The 15,239-nt window shown below is 70.2% G+C and carries 15 protein-coding genes and 1 pseudogene; 4 read left to right on the top strand and 12 right to left on the bottom strand.

Going from position 1 to position 15,239, the window contains the following annotated elements:
- Position 1: 1 nt before the first annotated feature.
- Complete coding sequence (lpdA, locus tag ACFQPD_RS04065; RefSeq protein WP_385898681.1) at positions 2–1,402, bottom strand: dihydrolipoyl dehydrogenase; 1,401 nt, start codon at positions 1,400–1,402, stop codon at positions 2–4.
- 91 nt (positions 1,403–1,493) lie between these two features.
- On the opposite strand from lpdA, the gene ACFQPD_RS04060 reads away from it, so the two are divergent.
- Complete coding sequence (locus ACFQPD_RS04060) at positions 1,494–3,032, top strand: helix-turn-helix domain-containing protein (protein ID WP_385898679.1); 1,539 nt, start codon at positions 1,494–1,496, stop codon at positions 3,030–3,032.
- Here ACFQPD_RS04060 and pdxY read toward each other — a convergent pair whose 3' ends face one another.
- Positions 3,033–3,890, bottom strand: coding sequence for a pyridoxal kinase PdxY (gene pdxY / locus ACFQPD_RS04055; protein WP_353082143.1), 858 nt, complete (start codon positions 3,888–3,890; stop codon positions 3,033–3,035).
- Between the two features lie 101 nt (positions 3,891–3,991).
- Here pdxY and ACFQPD_RS04050 point away from each other — a divergent pair, with 101 nt between their 5' ends.
- Entirely contained in the window at positions 3,992–4,762 is a 771-nt protein-coding gene (locus tag ACFQPD_RS04050) for a glycerophosphodiester phosphodiesterase (protein WP_353082142.1), read from the top strand.
- Between the two features lie 61 nt (positions 4,763–4,823).
- On the top strand, positions 4,824–5,165 hold the full coding sequence (locus ACFQPD_RS04045; RefSeq protein ID WP_068751425.1) for an RNA polymerase-binding protein RbpA: 342 nt from the start codon (positions 4,824–4,826) through the stop codon (positions 5,163–5,165).
- On the opposite strand, the gene ACFQPD_RS04040 is transcribed toward ACFQPD_RS04045, so the two are convergent.
- The 3 genes from ACFQPD_RS04040 to lnt are packed head-to-tail and all read right to left on the bottom strand — an operon-like array spanning position 5,159 to position 7,972.
- Complete coding sequence (locus ACFQPD_RS04040) at positions 5,159–5,674, bottom strand: FxsA family protein (RefSeq protein WP_068751424.1); 516 nt, start codon at positions 5,672–5,674, stop codon at positions 5,159–5,161. The genes ACFQPD_RS04045 and ACFQPD_RS04040 overlap by 7 nt on opposite strands.
- The gene (locus ACFQPD_RS04035; protein WP_385898678.1) at positions 5,671–6,447 is read right to left on the bottom strand and encodes a polyprenol monophosphomannose synthase; all 777 of its coding nucleotides are present in this window, start codon (positions 6,445–6,447) and stop codon (positions 5,671–5,673) included. Before ACFQPD_RS04035 ends, ACFQPD_RS04040 begins: the two co-directional genes overlap by 4 nt.
- Before the next feature lie 10 nt (positions 6,448–6,457).
- On the bottom strand, positions 6,458–7,972 hold the full coding sequence (gene lnt, locus ACFQPD_RS04030) for an apolipoprotein N-acyltransferase (RefSeq protein ID WP_385898676.1): 1,515 nt from the start codon (positions 7,970–7,972) through the stop codon (positions 6,458–6,460).
- Positions 7,973–8,025: 53 nt separating this feature from the next.
- Between lnt and ACFQPD_RS04025 the strand changes: the two genes are divergently transcribed.
- Positions 8,026–8,916, top strand: a complete 891-nt coding sequence (locus ACFQPD_RS04025) for a 5'-3' exonuclease H3TH domain-containing protein (protein WP_385898674.1) — start codon at positions 8,026–8,028, stop codon at positions 8,914–8,916.
- Here the strand turns inward: ACFQPD_RS04025 and metW are convergent.
- The 7 genes and pseudogenes from metW to ACFQPD_RS03990 form a co-directional block, all read right to left on the bottom strand.
- Positions 8,906–9,508 (bottom strand): methionine biosynthesis protein MetW, encoded by a 603-nt coding sequence (gene metW, locus ACFQPD_RS04020; protein ID WP_068751422.1) that lies wholly within the window; start codon positions 9,506–9,508, stop codon positions 8,906–8,908. The genes ACFQPD_RS04025 and metW overlap by 11 nt on opposite strands.
- A complete protein-coding gene (locus ACFQPD_RS04015; protein WP_068751421.1) occupies positions 9,505–10,647 on the bottom strand; it encodes a homoserine O-acetyltransferase in 1,143 nt (380 codons plus the stop codon). Before ACFQPD_RS04015 ends, metW begins: the two co-directional genes overlap by 4 nt.
- A gap of 34 nt (positions 10,648–10,681) precedes the next feature.
- Entirely contained in the window at positions 10,682–11,398 is a 717-nt protein-coding gene (locus ACFQPD_RS04010; protein WP_353082138.1) for a VIT1/CCC1 transporter family protein, read from the bottom strand.
- Positions 11,399–11,669: 271 nt separating this feature from the next.
- A complete protein-coding gene (locus tag ACFQPD_RS04005; RefSeq protein ID WP_385898776.1) occupies positions 11,670–11,747 on the bottom strand; it encodes a PLP-dependent transferase in 78 nt (25 codons plus the stop codon).
- 35 nt (positions 11,748–11,782) lie between these two features.
- A pseudogene (locus ACFQPD_RS04000) lies at positions 11,783–13,030 on the bottom strand (O-acetylhomoserine aminocarboxypropyltransferase/cysteine synthase family protein); the annotation flags it as partial.
- Between the two features lie 77 nt (positions 13,031–13,107).
- Complete coding sequence (locus ACFQPD_RS03995; protein ID WP_385898672.1) at positions 13,108–13,818, bottom strand: alpha/beta fold hydrolase; 711 nt, start codon at positions 13,816–13,818, stop codon at positions 13,108–13,110.
- 49 nt (positions 13,819–13,867) lie between these two features.
- Complete coding sequence (locus ACFQPD_RS03990) at positions 13,868–15,232, bottom strand: L-serine ammonia-lyase (RefSeq protein ID WP_385898670.1); 1,365 nt, start codon at positions 15,230–15,232, stop codon at positions 13,868–13,870.
- Between the last annotated feature and the right edge of the window lie 7 nt (positions 15,233–15,239).

The following is a 15,239-nucleotide window of genomic DNA, read 5'->3' as shown; positions in this document are numbered from 1 at the left end:
ATCAGAAGTTGATCATGTGACCGGCGATGCCCTCGACGGCCTCCTTCAGCGCCTCGGACAGCGTCGGGTGGGCGTGGATGTTGCGGGCGACGTCGTCGGCCGTGAGGTCGTACGCCTGCGCCAAGGTCAACTCGGGCAGCAGTTCCGTGACGTCCGGGCCGATCATGTGGGCGCCGAGGATCTCGTTGTAGCGGGCATCGGCCACGACCTTGACGAACCCGGTCCCCTCGCCGAGCCCCCACGCCTTGCCGTTGGCCGCGAACGGGAACTTGGCGACCTTGACGTCGAAGCCCTTGTCGCGGGCCTGCTGCTCCGTGTAGCCGAAGGAGGCGATCTGCGGCTGGCAGTATGTGGCGCGCGGGATCATGTCGTAGTTGATCGGCTGGGTCTCGGCTCCGGCGATGGTCTCGGCGGCCACGACGCCCTGCGCCTCGGCGGTGTGCGCGAGCATCATCTTGGCCGTGCAGTCGCCGATGGCGTAGATGTGCGCGACGTTGGTGCGCATGTACTCGTCGATCGCGACGGCGCCACGCTCGGTCAGCGCCACGCCGGTGTTCTCCAGGCCGTAGCCCTCCGTCCGGGGGGCGAAGCCGATGGCGGACAGGAACCGGTCCGCCTCGAGGACCTGCTGCTCGCCGCCGGCCGCCGGGCTCACGGTCACCCGCACCCCCGAGCCGGTGTCCTCGATGCTCTCGACCTTGGTCGAGGTGAGCACGGTGACGCCGAGCTTCTTGTACGCCTTGGCGAGTTCCGCCGACACCTCGGCGTCCTCGGTGGGGACCATGCGGTCCAGGTACTCCACGATGGTGACCTTCGCGCCGTACTGGCTGAGCACGAACGCGAACTCGGTGCCGATGGCCCCCGAGCCGCCCACGATGATCGAGTCCGGCACCGAGTCGGAGAGGATCTGCTCCTCATAGGTCACGACGTTGTCCGACAGCGAGGTCCCGGGCAGCAGGCGGGTCGTGGCACCCACCGCGACGATGGCGTTGGTGAAGGTCACCGTGCGCTCCTGGCCGTCGTTGCCGGCGACCCGGATGGTGTGGTCATCGACGAACGTTCCCCAGCCGTCGATCTCCGTGATCTTGTTCTTCTTCATGAGGTAGTGGATGCCCTTGGTCATCCGGTCCGAGACCTGACGGCTCCGGCTGTACGCCTTGCCGTAGTCGAACGTCACCTGGCCCTCGATGCCGAACGTGCCCGCCTCGTGGGTGAAGATGTGCGCCAGCTCGGCGTTGCGCAGCAGCGACTTGGTGGGGATGCAGCCGACGTTGAGGCAGACACCGCCCCAGTACTTCTTCTCGATGATGCCCACGCGCAGCCCCAGCTGCGCGGCGCGGATGGCGGCGACGTACCCACCAGGGCCCGCACCGAGGACGACGACGTCAAAATCAGAGCTCATGGCGCCCACTGTAGTGCGACGCGTCGCCGCGCGTCGGGCCGTCTGCCAGCAAAACCGATGGCCCATCTCACACATGAGATAGTCTGGCCGGATGAGTGCGACGAGTGAGTCCATCGGACGGATGATCCGGGAGGCGCGGCTGGCCCGCGGGTGGTCGCAGCAGCGGCTGGCCGACGAACTGGGCACCGTCCAGAGCGCGGTGCACCGCATCGAGAACGGTCAGCAGAACCTGTCCCTCAGCATGATCAACCGCCTCGCCGAGGCGCTGGACATGCCCCTCATCCAGACGGCCACCCAGGGCAACGTCAACTTCGAGATCCAGGGGCCCACGAGGCTCAGCGGGGAGATCGATGTGCGCACGAGCAAGAACGCCGCCATGGCGATCCTCTGCGCGAGCCTGCTCAACCAGGGCCGGACCGTGCTGCGCGGCATCGCGCGCATCGAGGAGGTGGACCGGATCAGCGAGGTGCTCACCTCGATCGGAGTCCGACTGACCTGGATCGGCGACAACGACCTGGAGATCGTCCGACCCGGGACGCTCACACCCGAGACCATCGACGCGCGGGCGGCCAGGCGCACGCGCAGCATCCTGATGCTGTTGGGCCCGCTCATGCATGAGTTCGAGCAGTTCCTGCTCCCCTACGCCGGCGGCTGCGACCTGGGTGCCAGGACGGTGCATCCCCATATGTCCGCGCTGAGCAAGATGGGTCTCACGGTCGAGGCGACGGAGGGCAACTACCACGCAACCGTGCAGCCCATCGAGGGTGTGGAGCGGTCGATCACCCTGATCGAACGCGGCGACACCGTCACGGAGAATGCGGTCATGGCGGCTGCCCGCGCCCCGGGCGTGACCGTGCTGCGGAACGCGTCGGGCAACTACATGGTGCAGGACCTGTGCTTCTTCCTGCAGGAACTCGGCGTCGACATCGACGGCATCGGGACCACCACCCTGACCGTGCGTGGGCGCGACCACCTCGAGGCCGACGTGGAATACCACATCTCGGAGGATCCGATCGAGGCGATGAGTCTCGTCACTGCCGGGATCGTCACGCGCTCGGAGATCACGGTGCGCCGGTGCCCGATCGAGTTCCTCGAGGTCGAGTTTGCCGTCCTCGACGAGATGGGCCAGCGGCTCGAGCTCTCGCCGGAGTACCGCAGCCGTAACGGCAGGACCCGCCTCGTCGACGTGACGGTGGTGCCGTCGGATCTCGTGGCACCGCTGGACAAGATCCACCCGATGCCCTTCCCCGGCCTCAACATCGACAACCTGCCGTTCTTCGCGGTCATCTGCGCCACCGCGACTGGCCAGAGCGTCATCTACGACTGGGTCTACGACAACCGGGCCATCCACCTCAAGAAGCTGGCCGACCTGGGGGCCAACATCCAGCTCATGGACGCCCACCGCCTGCTCATCCTGGGCCCCACGAAGTGGCGGGCCCGGGAGATCGAGTCGCCCCCCGCCCTCCGCCCCGCGGTGTGCCTCCTGCTCGCGGCCATGGCCGCTCGGGGCACCACCAACCTCATGGACGTCTACGTCATCAACCGCGGCTACGAGGACCTGCCCCAGCGGCTCAACAAGCTGGGCGCCTCCATCAACGTCTTCTGGGGCACACCGCAGAACGACGCCTGACTAGCTCTCCAGCCGTTCGGCCGTGAAGCGGAACCTGGGCGACACGATGTCGTCCTGCGCGGCCACCAGCCGCAGCTCGGGGTGGCCCGCCGCCGTCGTGGCCTCCAGGACCGAGTAGACGATCGACGCGGTGGCCCCCAGCGCCTCACCGACGTCGCGGGTACGCAGCCAGTGCGCCAGGAACATGGCCGTGGTGAGATCCCCCGACCCGGTGAACTTCCGATCGAGCACGGGCGTCTCGACCTGCCAGGCGCCGTCCGGACCCACGCCGATCATGCGCATCACGTCGTCGGAGGCGTCCGCCCCGACGACCGAGGTGACGACGACGACGCGCGGCCCGCGTGCGCGCAGCGCCTCGGCGGCCGCCAACACGTCGGCGGTCGTGGCGGTGGAGCGGCCCGTGAGGAACTCCAGCTCGAAGAGGTTGGGGGTCATGATGTCGGCGCGCTCGACGACGTGGTCGCGCCAGAACTCCGGGATGCCGGGCCGCGCGTAGAAGCCACGGTCGACGTCGCCCATGACGGGGTCGGCGCAGAACACCGCGTCGGGGTTCCGCTGCCGGATCAGCGCCGCCGTGTCGAGGATCACGCGACCCACCTCCGGCGTGCCCTGGTAACCGCACAGCAGGGCGTCGACCTGCCCGAGCACCCCGCGTTCGTCGATGCCGCGGACCACCTCGGACACGTCGTCGGCGGGGATGAGGGGACCCCGCCACGCGCCATAGCCAGTGTGGTTCGAGAAGTTGACGGTGTAGACGGGCCACACGTCGACACCTGACCTCTGCAGGGGGAACACGGCTGACGAGTTGCCGGCGTGACCGTACGCGACGGCGGACTGGATGGACACAACGGTTGCCATCCGCACATCTATACACCACCGCGCCCTCGACGGCATATCCGGCGGGCCCGCGGAGCCCGACCCTTGGCGAAACCCACAGTCAGCCCATAAGCTGCGACTCTATGGCCGGTGTGCACGAGGACTATCTGTCCCCCGAGTTCATCCCGATGGCCCACCGCGGCGGCGCGTTCCTCACCGCGAATCTGGGCATCGAGAACACTGTGCGCGCGTTCAGCAACGCGGTCCGGCTCGGTTACCGCTACCTCGAAACCGACGTACACGTCACGCGCGACGGCCACCTCATCGCCTTCCACGACGACGACTTCGCGCGCGTGACCGACGTCGAAGGATCGATGTCGGGCGTGACCCTGGGCGAGGTCCAAGAGCTCCGGGTGGGAGGCCGCGAGCCGATTCCCACACTGGACGAGCTGCTCGAGGTGTTTCCCGAGTGCAACTTCAACATCGACATCAAGCACGCGGCGGCCGCCGCCCCGCTCGCCGAGTGCCTCCGTCGCCACCGGGCGGAGCGGCGCGTGTGCGTGGGGTCGTTCTCCCGCGTGACGATCCGGCGATTCCGCGCGATGCTTCCGCAGGTCCCCACCGCCGTATCGACAGCGGGCGTCGCGGCCATGGCCGTGGGCGGGATGCCGCCGGGTGGTCAGGTGTTCCAAGTGCCGCTCAGCCACACCGTCGGCCCCATGACGGTCGACCTGGTGACGCCGCGCACCGTCCGCCGCATCCACGCAGCGGGCCGCCGGATCCACGTGTGGACCATCGACGACCCCACCACCATGCACCGCCTCCTCGACTGGGGTGTCGACGGCATCGTCACCGACCGGCCGGATTTGCTGAAAGAGGTTCTCAGGGCCCGGGGTATGTGGTCTACTCGGTAGGGGGTCGGAACCGATCGGCCCGTCCGTTCGTTGTTCATGCAGCAGACGAAGGAGGACATTGATGGCTGACCGTGCACTGCGTGGTGTGGGCCTTGGCTCCAAGACATTCGAAGACGAACAGGGCGTCGAGTTCGCCGAGCGCCGCCAGATCGAGTTCGACTGCCCCAAGGGGCACCATTTCGCCGTGACGTTCGCCCTCGAGGCCGAGCTGCCGACCGAATGGGAATGCAAGAAGTGCGGCTCCGTCGCCGTGCGCTCCGACGGCGTGGTCGGCGAGGAGAAGGAAACCAAGCCGGCGCGCACGCACTGGGACATGCTGCGCGAGCGCAGGTCGATCCCCGAACTCGAGGACATCCTCAACGAGCAGCTGACGAAGCTGCGGGAGTCTGACCGGCTCTACTGACGTTCCGTCGGCGGCTGGTCGTCGTGCTCGATCTCCGGGATGAGCGTCTGCGGCTCCGCGACGACGTCGCCCCGGATCACGCTGGACGGACCGGCCGGCGTGCCGGAGCGCTTCAATGCCGCCGACGCCACCCAAGCGAGCGCCGATCGCATGAACGGGCGGGTGAACGGAAGCAGCAGAAGCAGGCCGATGACGTCGGTCAACAGACCGGGGAGCACGAGCAGCACGCCTCCGATGAGCACCAGCGACGCGTCCGCGAGGCGGCCGGACGGCAGTTCTCCTGACCGGAGCGCGTCCGCGAGACCTGCCCAGGCCTTGCGCCACTCCCGTTGCAGCAGGACGATGCCGATCAGGGTCGTGGTCAGGAGGATGGCGAGCGTCCACCACCCGATCTCCCCCGCGACCCACAGGATCGCGGCGATCTCGGCGAAGACGAGCAGGAAGATCACCAGCCCGACGACGCCGATCTTGAGACCCACCGCGCGGGGCGTCCCCCGCTGCCCGCTCACGCGGCCCTGCGCCCGGCGAGGCGGCGGACGGCGCGGAGCACCTGTCCGATCCGGTGCTCGACGCCCCACAGCGTCGTGCGGATGAGGGCCTCGACGACGATGTTGCGGCTCATCTTCGAGTCGCCGAACTCGCGCTCCACGAACTCGATCGGCACCTCGACGACGCGGAAGCCGTTCTTGAGGGCGCGCCACACCAGGTCGATCTGGAAGCAGTAGCCGGCGGAGGCCACCTCGTCGAGGCTGATTCCGCGCAGCGTGCCGGCCCGGTAGGCGTTGAACCCGCCCGTGGCGTCCTTCACGGGGATGCCCAGCCACAGCCGGGTCCACAGCGATCCGCCCTTCGAGATGAGCTCGCGCGTCTTGGGCCAGTTGACGACCGAACCGCCCTTGACCCAGCGCGACCCCTTGACCATGTCGGCACCGGCGTCGATGGCTGCCAGCAGCCGGGGCAGTTCCTCCGGTTGGTGGGAGCCGTCGGCGTCGTGCGAGACGAGCACGCCGTAGCCGTTGTCGAGCCCCCAGTGGAACCCCGCGAGATAGGCGGCGCCGAGGCCCTCCTTGCCCTTGCGGTGCATCACGTGGATGTGGTCGTCGTCGGCGGCCAGCCGGTCTGCGATGGCCCCGGTCCCGTCGGGAGAGTTGTCGTCGGCGACGAGGATGTGCGCGTGCGGCACCGCTCGGCGCAGCCGGGTGGTGATGCTCTCGATGTTCTGAGCCTCGTTGTATGTCGGGATGATGACGAGAACCCGGTCGAGGGCGTCCTGGCTGGTCATGGGCGCCATGCTACCCGGACCTGCCCGTGCGGCGTCGCAGCGCAGCGGCGAGCCCCGCCAGAGCGGCGAGCGACGCGGCCCAGGACGGCCAGGGTCCGAGCGCCACAGCAGGCGTCACGTGATCCCGCAGGGGCAGCGTCACCTGGAAGCTGGCCGCCTCGAACTCGCCCGTGATCTGCTGGACCCTGCCGCGGGCGTCGATGACGGCGGAGGTCGAGTTCAGGGCCGCCGCGGCCACCTCCCGGCGCAGTTCCATGGCGCGGACCCGGTTGAGCACGAGCTGCTGGTGGGGCTCGAAGGTGCCCGCGTAGGTGTTGGTGTTCGACTGCGACACGACGAGATCCGCGCCGGACCTGACGAGGTCGTAGGCCGTGTCGTCGTAGGCCAGTTCGAAGCAGATGAGCGTGCCGACGGTCAGGTCCGGCCGCGTCAGCGTTGGTGCCTCCACGACGCCGGGCCCCTCGCCGGGGATGGATTGCCGGCCCACCTGGCGCAGGATCGGCAGGCGAGGCAGCAGGACGTCGCGGAAGGGGATGTACTCGCCGAACGGCACGAGATTGCGCTTGTGGTACACGTCGCCCGGACCGGAGTCGGGATGCCACCAGATGCTCGAGGTCTGGCGGGAGTCGGGCACGTCCGGGAAGGTGAGGGCCCCGACGAACACCGGAGCGTCGGCCAGCCGCACCGAGAGCTCGACCAGGCGCCGGGTGTCGGCGTCGGTGGCGGGATCGACGTCGGTGGCGTTCTCGGGCCACAGGACGAAGTCCGGCGCCCGATCGGTGGCCCGGGCCTCGGCGAGGGCGAACACTGTCTCGCTCAGGGCGTTGTTGGTCACGGATCGGGCGTAGCTGTCGGTGCCCTTCTCGGCCCGGTTGACGTTCGGCTGCACCATGGCGACCTGCACCTCGCCGCTGGCGGGCGGCAGGGGCGCCAGGTTCGCCAGCCCTCCGACGGCGAACACCGCGGCGGACCCCGCGAGCGCCGGCAAGGCCTTCGGCCGGGAGGTGACCGCGACGAGCAGCAGCTGCGCCACCAGGGCGACGAGATAGCTGACCCCGGCGGCCCCGACCCACGGGAGCAGCCCCGACATCGGCTGATCGATCGCCGTGTAAGCCAGGCGCGTCCACGGGAATCCGCCGAAGGGGACGCTGCCCGAGGCGAACTCCATCGCGACCCAGGCCGCAGGGACGAGCAGCGGCCAGGCGCGCAGGGCGGTGAGCCGCGACACCGCCCAGGCCAGCACGGCCCACCACAGCGCCATGAAGGCGATCAGCGCCACGGCGACGCCGGTGCCGAGGACCGACACCCACGACACCGTGAGGGTGTTCATGACCGCCCCCGCCAGATAGCCGAGCCCCAGCGCGGAGCGCGCGGGGCGTGCCGACATGAGCCACGTGAACAGGGCCACCCCGGCCAGTGTCGCGGGCCACAGCCCCATGGGCGCCTGGCCGGCGCCGACGAGCAGCCCTGCCGCGACGGCCAGCGCCGCCGAGGGTGCCGTGGGGAGCGGCGGACGGTCGATCACGAGGCCCAAGAGTACCCGCGTGGACTCGGATGACGCTGTGCGAGGATGGCGCGGTGAGCACGCTGATGGCCTTCGACACCTCCTACCTGTACTTCCGTGCGTACTTCGGCGTACCCGCGACCTTCCGGTCGCCGGACGACCGCCCGATCAACGCGGTGCGCGGCACGCTGGATTTCATCGGTCGCCTGGTCGGCCAGTACACCCCGGACGTGATCGCCTGCGCGTGGGACGACGACTGGCGACCGGCCTGGCGGGTCGATCTGGTGCCCAGCTACAAGGCGCACCGCGTCGTCGAGGGCGGCTCCGCGGACGAGGAAGTGGTCGACGACGACCTGGCGGTCCAGGTGCCGGTGATCCGGGAGTGCCTGGAGGCGCTGGGGCTGCCGGTCCTCGGGGTGCCGGACCACGAGGCCGACGACGTGCTGGCCTCCCTCGCCCGCGCGCACGACGGCCGCAGCCTCGTCGTCACCGGAGACCGGGACCTGTTCCAGCTGGTCGACGCGGACACGAGCGTCGTCTACGTCGCGCGGTCGGTCGCCAATCACGAGGTCGTCACGCCCGAGACACTGACGGCCCGCTACGGGATCCCGCCGGCGCGCTACGTGGACTTCGCCGTGCTGCGGGGCGACCCGTCGGACGGACTGCCCGGGGTCCGCGGCATCGGCGAGAAAAGCGCCGTGGCCCTGGTGTCGGCCCACGCGTCGCTCGAGGCCATCGTCGAGGCCGCACTGAACCCCGCCTCGGGGATGACGGCGTCGATGCGGGCGAAGGTCCTGGCGGACGTCGACTACCTGGCCCGCGCGCGTGAGGTCGTGACCTGTGTCGATGCGCTGCAGCTGCCACCGCTCACGCGGACGCCGCCGGACCGCGACCGCATCGCCGAGCTGACCACCCGCTGGGGGCTGGGGGGCGCGCTGACCCGCGTCGCCGACCTCATCGCCTAGCGTGCAGCAGGTACAGCGAGGAACTCGCGACCAGGTTGGGGGCGAGGTTCCCCAGCCGGTGGGGGCGGCCCGAGGCGTCGAGCGGGATCCGCGTGTCGATGACCATGCCCAGGCCCGAGAAGAGCGGCTCCAGGTCCGGCAGCGACGAGTGGTGCAGGTTGGGTGTGTCGTACCACTCGAACGGGAGGTCCTTCGACATCGGCATCCGTCCCGAGAGGAGGCGGAGCCGGTTGCGCCAGTGGGCGAAGTTCGGCATCGACACCAGCGAGTGCACGGCGATGCGGCCGATCTCCTGCAGGACGTGGCGGGGATGGCGCACGGTCTGCAGCGTCCGCGACAGCACAACGACGTCGTAGGAGTCGTCCGCGAACTCCCCCAGCTGCCGGTCGAGGTCGAGCTGGATGACGTCGACGCCGCTGCGCATGGCGGCGACCAGGTTCGAGGGGCTCATGTCGACGCCGGTACCCGAGCAGCCCTTGCGCTGCAGGAGCCGCAGCAGCTCCCCGTCACCGCACCCGAGGTCCAGGACGCGGGACCCTTCAGGGATGAGGGTCGAGATGAGCCACAGGTCCCGGCGCGCCTTGGGGGTCATGACAGGTCCTCGGCGGCGCGCTCGAGGAACGCGCGGACGGTGGCGTGGTAGTCAGGGATGTCGAGCAGGAACGAGTCGTGGCCCCACGCCGAGTGGATCTCCCGGAACGAGGTCGGCAGGCGCGCTCCCTCCAGGTGGCGCACGATGCGGCGCGAGTGCTCGGTCGAGAAGCGCCAGTCCGTGTCGAAGCTCAGAACAAGGAACCGGACCGGGTCGTCGAGGAGCGCGTCGAGCGCCTGCGGGTCGGCGAACGGGTCGAAGTAGTCCATCACCCTGGTGAGGTACAGGTAGCTGAGGGCGTCGAACCGGGACAGGAACCGCTCGCCCTGGTGTTCCAGATAGCTCTCGATGGCGAAGTCCACACCGAAGTTCTTGGTGAGTTCGCCTCGCTGGGCGGAGCGGCCGAACTTCTCCTCGAAGCCGGTCTCCGACAGGTACGTGATGTGGGCCATCATGCGCGCGACCGCCAGGCCGCGCCGCGGCGCGGTCCCCTCGGTGAGGAACCGCCCCTCGCGGAAGTCGCCGTCGCGCATGATGGCCTGCCGGCCGACCGCGGAGAACGCGATGTTCTGGGCGGTCAGGCGTGACGATGCCGCGATGATGATGGCCCGGCCGACCTCTGAGGGGTGGTCGATGGCCCACTGCAGCGCCTGCATCCCGCCCAGGGAGCCGCCGACGACGGCGGCGAAGCGGTCGATGCCCAGGTGGCGGCCGAGTGCCCGGTGCACCTCCACGAAGTCGCCCATGTCCAGCAGCGGGAAGTCCAGGCCGTACGGTTCCCCCGTGGTCGGGTTGGTCGACGAGGGACCGGTGGTGCCCTGACAGCCGCCCAGGAGGTTCGCGCAGACGACGTACCAGGTGCCGGTGTCGATCGGCTTGCCCGGCCCGATGATCGTGTCCCACCAGCCGGGTTTGGTGTCGCCGTCGTGGAATCCCGCGGCGTGGGCGTCGCCCGTCAGCGCGTGACAGATGAACACCGCGTTGTCGCGGGCGTGGTTGAGGGTGCCGTACGTCTCGTAGGCGACGTCCACCTGGCCGAGGGTGGCCCCGCTGCGCAGCGTCAGCGGGTGGGCGTCGTCGAACACGCGAGCGGTGCGGGTCGTCACGAGGCCCACGCTGCGGTCGAGGTGCGTTGTCACGCCCCCATTGTTGCAGCAGTTCCGCTGCGCCCGGTCAGGCGACCGTCACGCCGAGCAGCGCGCCGACGCCGTAGGTCGCGGCCAGGGCGAGCAGGCCACCGGTGGTGACCCGCAGCACGGCGCGGCCGACGGGGGCGCCGCCGAGCTTGGCGCCCACACCGCCTGTCAGGGCGAGCGCGACGAGGACCGCGAGCACAGTGACGGGGATGCGCAACTCGAGAGGGCTGAGCAGAATGGTGAGCAGCGGAAGGACAGCGCCCGCGAGGAACGCCAGCGCCGAGGCCACCGCCGCGTGCCAGGGGTTGACCACCTCGTCCTCGGCCAGGTGGAAGCGCTGCGAGAGGTGCGCCGTCACGGCGTGCGCGTCGCCGATCTCGGACACCACGCGCTCGGCGGTGGGACGGCTGAGCCCCTGGCGCATGTATGCCACGACGAGCTCGTCGTCGACGGCCCGCCGGTCGGTGCTCAGCAGCTGACGCAACGCCGCGATGATGGAACGCTGTGAGTCCGCGGCGCTCGAGACCGACACGTACTCCCCCAGCGCCATGGAGATCGCCCCGGCGACCACCGCGGCCACGCCTGCCAGCAGCACGGGGGTGACGGTGTCCGTGGCGGCCGCGACGCCGACGACGGTGGCGGAGATCGAGACGATGCCGTCGTTGGCGCCCAGGACCCCCGCCCGGAGCCAATTCAGCCGACCGGTGAGTGCCGCGGACTCGACGACGTCCGGGGTGGCCGCGCGTGTACTCATGACCCCATTCGACCACCGGAACGGACCCGCGTCCAGGCAGGAGAGGCTAGCCTGACCAGGACCATTCCACACGAAGGAGCCGCCATGTCCGAGCACCGCATCCCCGGTCAGAACGCCGACGCCGCCGTCGAGGACAGCGAGCTGACCCCGCGCGAGACCGAGCAGCCGGAGGCGGGGGAACACCTCCACACCTCCGACCACTCGATCGCCGAGGAAGACATCGAGGCGGATCGCCGGCACCAAGCCAGCGACCCGCGCACCACCTCGTAGGTCAGATCCGGGCGAGCGCCTGATCGATGTCGGCGATGATGTCGTCGATGTGCTCGATGCCCACCGACAGGCGCACCATCTCCGCCGGCACCCCCGCCGATTATCGATGTCGGCGATGATGTCGTCGATGTGCTCGATGCCCACCGACAGGCGCACCATCTCCGCCGGCACCCCCGCCGATTCCAGCTCCTCGTCGGACAGCTGGGAGTGGGTGGTCGACGCGTTGTGGATGGCGAGGGACTTGGCGTCGCCGATGTTGGCCAGGTGGCTGAACAGCTGCAGAGACTCCACGAACGCCGTGCCTGCGGCGCGGCCGCCCTGGATGCCGAACGACACCAGTCCGCCGAACCCACCCTTGAGGATGCGGGTCGCGATGTCGTGCGTCGGGCTCGACGGCAGGCCCGGGTAGCTCACCCAGGCCACCGCCGGGTGCTGCTCCAGGTGCCGCGCGACCGCCATCGCGTTCTCGCTGTGCCGCTCCATCCGCAGGTGCAGCGTCTCGATGCCCTGCAGCAGCAGGAACGAGTTCATGGGCGCGATCGCCGCACCGGTGTTGCGCAGGAGGACGGTGCGGGCCCGGATGACGTAGGCCGCCGGGCCCGCCGCCTCGGTCCACACGACGCCGTGGTAGGCGGCGTCGGGGGCGGTCAGCCCCGGGAAGCGCTCCGCATGCGCGGCCCAGTCGAAGCGGCCGGAGTCCACCAGTACGCCCCCGAGCGACGTCCCGTGTCCCCCCAGGTACTTGGTCGCCGAGTGCACTGCGATGTCGACGCCATGGTCGAACACGCGGGTCAGGTGCGGCGTCGGAACGGTGTTGTCGACGATGAACGGAAGGCCGAGCGCGTGCGCCGCCTCGGACCACGCATCGAGGTCGATGACGTTGAGGGCCGGGTTGCCGACCGTCTCCCCGAAGACCAGCTTGGTCCGGTCGTCGACGTGGCGCGCCAGGTCGTCGGGGCGGGCGGGGTCGACGAACCGGGCCTCGATGCCGAACTGCTTCAGGGTGTGGGCGAAGAGGGCGTAGGTGCCGCCGTAGAGGGTGGACAGGGCCACGATGTTGTCGCCGGCGTAGGTGAGGTTGAGCACGGCGTAGGTGATGGCGGAGGCTCCGGAGGCGGTCGCCAGGGCCCCGACGCCGCCCTCGAGGGCGTTCACGCGGGCCTCGAGCACGGTCTGGGTCGGATTCATCAGCCGCGTGTAGATGTTGCCGGGCCGGGCCAGCGCGAACAGGTCGGCGGCGTGCTGCGCGTCATCGAACACGAAGCTGGTGGTCTGGTAGATCGGCACCGCCCGCGCGTTGGTGGCGGTGTCGGCGGCCTCCTGACCGGCGTGGACGGCGAGTGTCTCGGGGCCGTACGTCATCGTGGCTCCTCAGCTGGGCGGATCAGCGCCCACGGTAGCGTCGGTGCCGCCGGTCCCGGCAGCCTGTCCGTACGCCGTCAGCGATCAGCCCGGTGGTGCACGGTGGCGGCCCTGAGGATCACGTCGGCCAGGTCTTCCGGTCGGCTGAACTGCGGCCAGTGCCCTGACTCGAGGTCGACGTAGGCGACCTCGTCGAGGTGCCGCAGCTCCCCCAGCTGGGCGAAGCCCTCCTCGGACCAGTCCCGCAGCTGCGCGCTGGAGTACTCGGGACACACCATGACAGTGGGGATGGCGTGGCGGCGATCGTCCTGGAGCTGCTGGGTCGCCGACACGAAGTCGGCCGGTGCGGGAGTCATGTGGCTCTCCACCTCCGCCTTCAGCGTCTCGTCGAGATCGGCCGTATCGGGCCCGTCGAAGGCCGCCCATCCGGGGAAGGGGACGACGCCGTCGACCACCTCCAATCCGTCGAGCACCTGCTGACCGTTCGGGATCGGGAACCCGCCCACCAGTACCGCGCAAGCGACCCGGTCGACCCGGCGGTCCGCCGCTGCCCAGGCGACGGCGCAGCCCGCGGAATGCCCCACCAGCACCACCTTGCCGCGCGCGTTGTCGATCTCGGTGACGACGGCGGCGACGAGGTCGGCGTAGGTCGCGCGCCGGGGATCGCCACCGTCATGGCCGGGAGGCGTCACCGCCACGACCCGGTGTCCGGCCGCCGTCAGGTGACCGGCGACATGCGTCCACGACGCGCCGTCCAGCCAGAGCCCCGGAATGAGAATGATGTCCATCGTCGACCTCCCCGTCCCGATCCACGCTACCCCGGCGGACGCTGCGGCGTCAGCACTCGACGACGTTGACGGCGAGGCCGCCGGTGCTGGTCTCCTTGTACTTGGTGTGCATGTCGAGGCCCGTCTGCCGCATGGTCGCGATCACCGTGTCGAGGGAGACGATGTGGCGGCCGTCGCCGTGGAGCGCGAGCCTGGCGGCGGTGACCGCGGTGCTGGCGGCGATGGCGTTGCGTTCGATGCAGGGCACCTGCACGAGTCCTCCGACCGGGTCACACGTCAGCCCGAGGTGATGCTCCATGGCGATCTCGGCGGCGTTCTCGACCTGGGGCGGAGTGCCACCGAGCATCGCGCACAGTCCGGCCGCCGCCATTGCGCAGGCGGACCCGACCTCGGCCTGGCATCCCCCCTCGGCTCCGGAGATGTACGCGTTGGCCTTGATGAGACTGCCGATCGCGGTGGCCGTGAGCAGAAACCGCCGCACCACGTCGGCCCCGGCCTCCGGATGGGCGTCCAGGAAGTACTGCACGACGGCCGGCACGATACCGGCGGCCCCGTTGGTGGGGGCGGTCACGACGCGCTCCCCCGACGCGTTGGCCTCGTTGACCGCCAGTGCGTACACCTGGAGCCATTCCGCGCCCCGCTGACGCCCGGCCTCCTCGTCCTCGAGCTGGCGCATCACGCCGGCCGCGCGTCGCGGCACCCGTAGCGGCCCGGGGAGGTGGCCGCTGGCGTCCAGGCCCGCGTCGATCGACGCCCGCATCGCGGCCCAGATCGCGTCCAGACCCGCGTCGGTGTCCCCGTCGGGGCGGTGGGCGCGCTCGCAGAGCCGCGCGACGTCGGCGATGGAGAGCCCGAACTCGGCGCAGATCCGCATGAGATCCTCAGCCGTGTCGAACGCGACCCCGCCCGACGCCGGGCCGGAGTGGTCGAGTGTGTCCCCGTCGCGCCGGATGAAGCCGCCGCCGACCGAGTAGTACGTCTCCTCCAGCAGGATCTCCCCACCCGACCCCAGCGCCGTCAGCGTCAGGGCGTTGGGATGCGCCGGCTTGCGGGTCAGGGGGGCCAGCCTCAGGTCGTCGCGCCGGAACTCCACCTCCACCGTGCCTCCGACCAGCAGCGGGGCACCGTCGCGGTGCCCCGACCAGGCGCCGCGGACGTCGCTGGGATCACAGGTCTCGGGGTGCAGCCCTCGCAGGCCGGCGACGACCGCGTCCGGTGTCCCGTGCCCGATCCCGGTGGCGCCCAACGATCCGTACAGCACGCCGGTGATTCGGGCGACAGGGGCGCCCGGCCGGGCGATGCGGGCCGCGAAGTCCGCGGCCGCCCGCATGGGTCCGACCGTGTGGGACGACGAGGGGCCGATGCCGATCGAGAACATGTCGAGCGCCGACACGTAGCAGCCATGACCAGCCATCCGGGTC

The organism is Tessaracoccus sp. O5.2 (genome assembly GCF_964266725.1).
GTDB lineage: Bacteria > Actinomycetota > Actinomycetes > Propionibacteriales > Propionibacteriaceae > Arachnia > Arachnia lapidicapta.
This window is presented reverse-complemented; position numbering and strand designations above follow the sequence as displayed.

Coding starts and splice junctions, on each gene's coding strand:
- ACFQPD_RS04010 (WP_353082138.1), bottom strand. CDS start 11,398: ATGAGTACACGCGCGGCCACCCCGGACGTCGTCGAGTCCGCGGCACTC.
- lpdA (WP_385898681.1), bottom strand. CDS start 1,402: ATGAGCTCTGATTTTGACGTCGTCGTCCTCGGTGCGGGCCCTGGTGGG.
- metW (WP_068751422.1), bottom strand. CDS start 9,508: ATGACCCCCAAGGCGCGCCGGGACCTGTGGCTCATCTCGACCCTCATC.
- ACFQPD_RS03990 (WP_385898670.1), bottom strand. CDS start 15,232: ATGGCTGGTCATGGCTGCTACGTGTCGGCGCTCGACATGTTCTCGATC.
- ACFQPD_RS04045 (WP_068751425.1), top strand. CDS start 4,824: ATGGCTGACCGTGCACTGCGTGGTGTGGGCCTTGGCTCCAAGACATTC.
- pdxY (WP_353082143.1), bottom strand. CDS start 3,890: ATGGCAACCGTTGTGTCCATCCAGTCCGCCGTCGCGTACGGTCACGCC.
- ACFQPD_RS04005 (WP_385898776.1), bottom strand. CDS start 11,747: ATGGTGCGCCTGTCGGTGGGCATCGAGCACATCGACGACATCATCGCC.
- ACFQPD_RS04035 (WP_385898678.1), bottom strand. CDS start 6,447: ATGACCAGCCAGGACGCCCTCGACCGGGTTCTCGTCATCATCCCGACA.
- ACFQPD_RS04060 (WP_385898679.1), top strand. CDS start 1,494: ATGAGTGCGACGAGTGAGTCCATCGGACGGATGATCCGGGAGGCGCGG.
- ACFQPD_RS03995 (WP_385898672.1), bottom strand. CDS start 13,818: ATGGACATCATTCTCATTCCGGGGCTCTGGCTGGACGGCGCGTCGTGG.
- ACFQPD_RS04050 (WP_353082142.1), top strand. CDS start 3,992: ATGGCCGGTGTGCACGAGGACTATCTGTCCCCCGAGTTCATCCCGATG.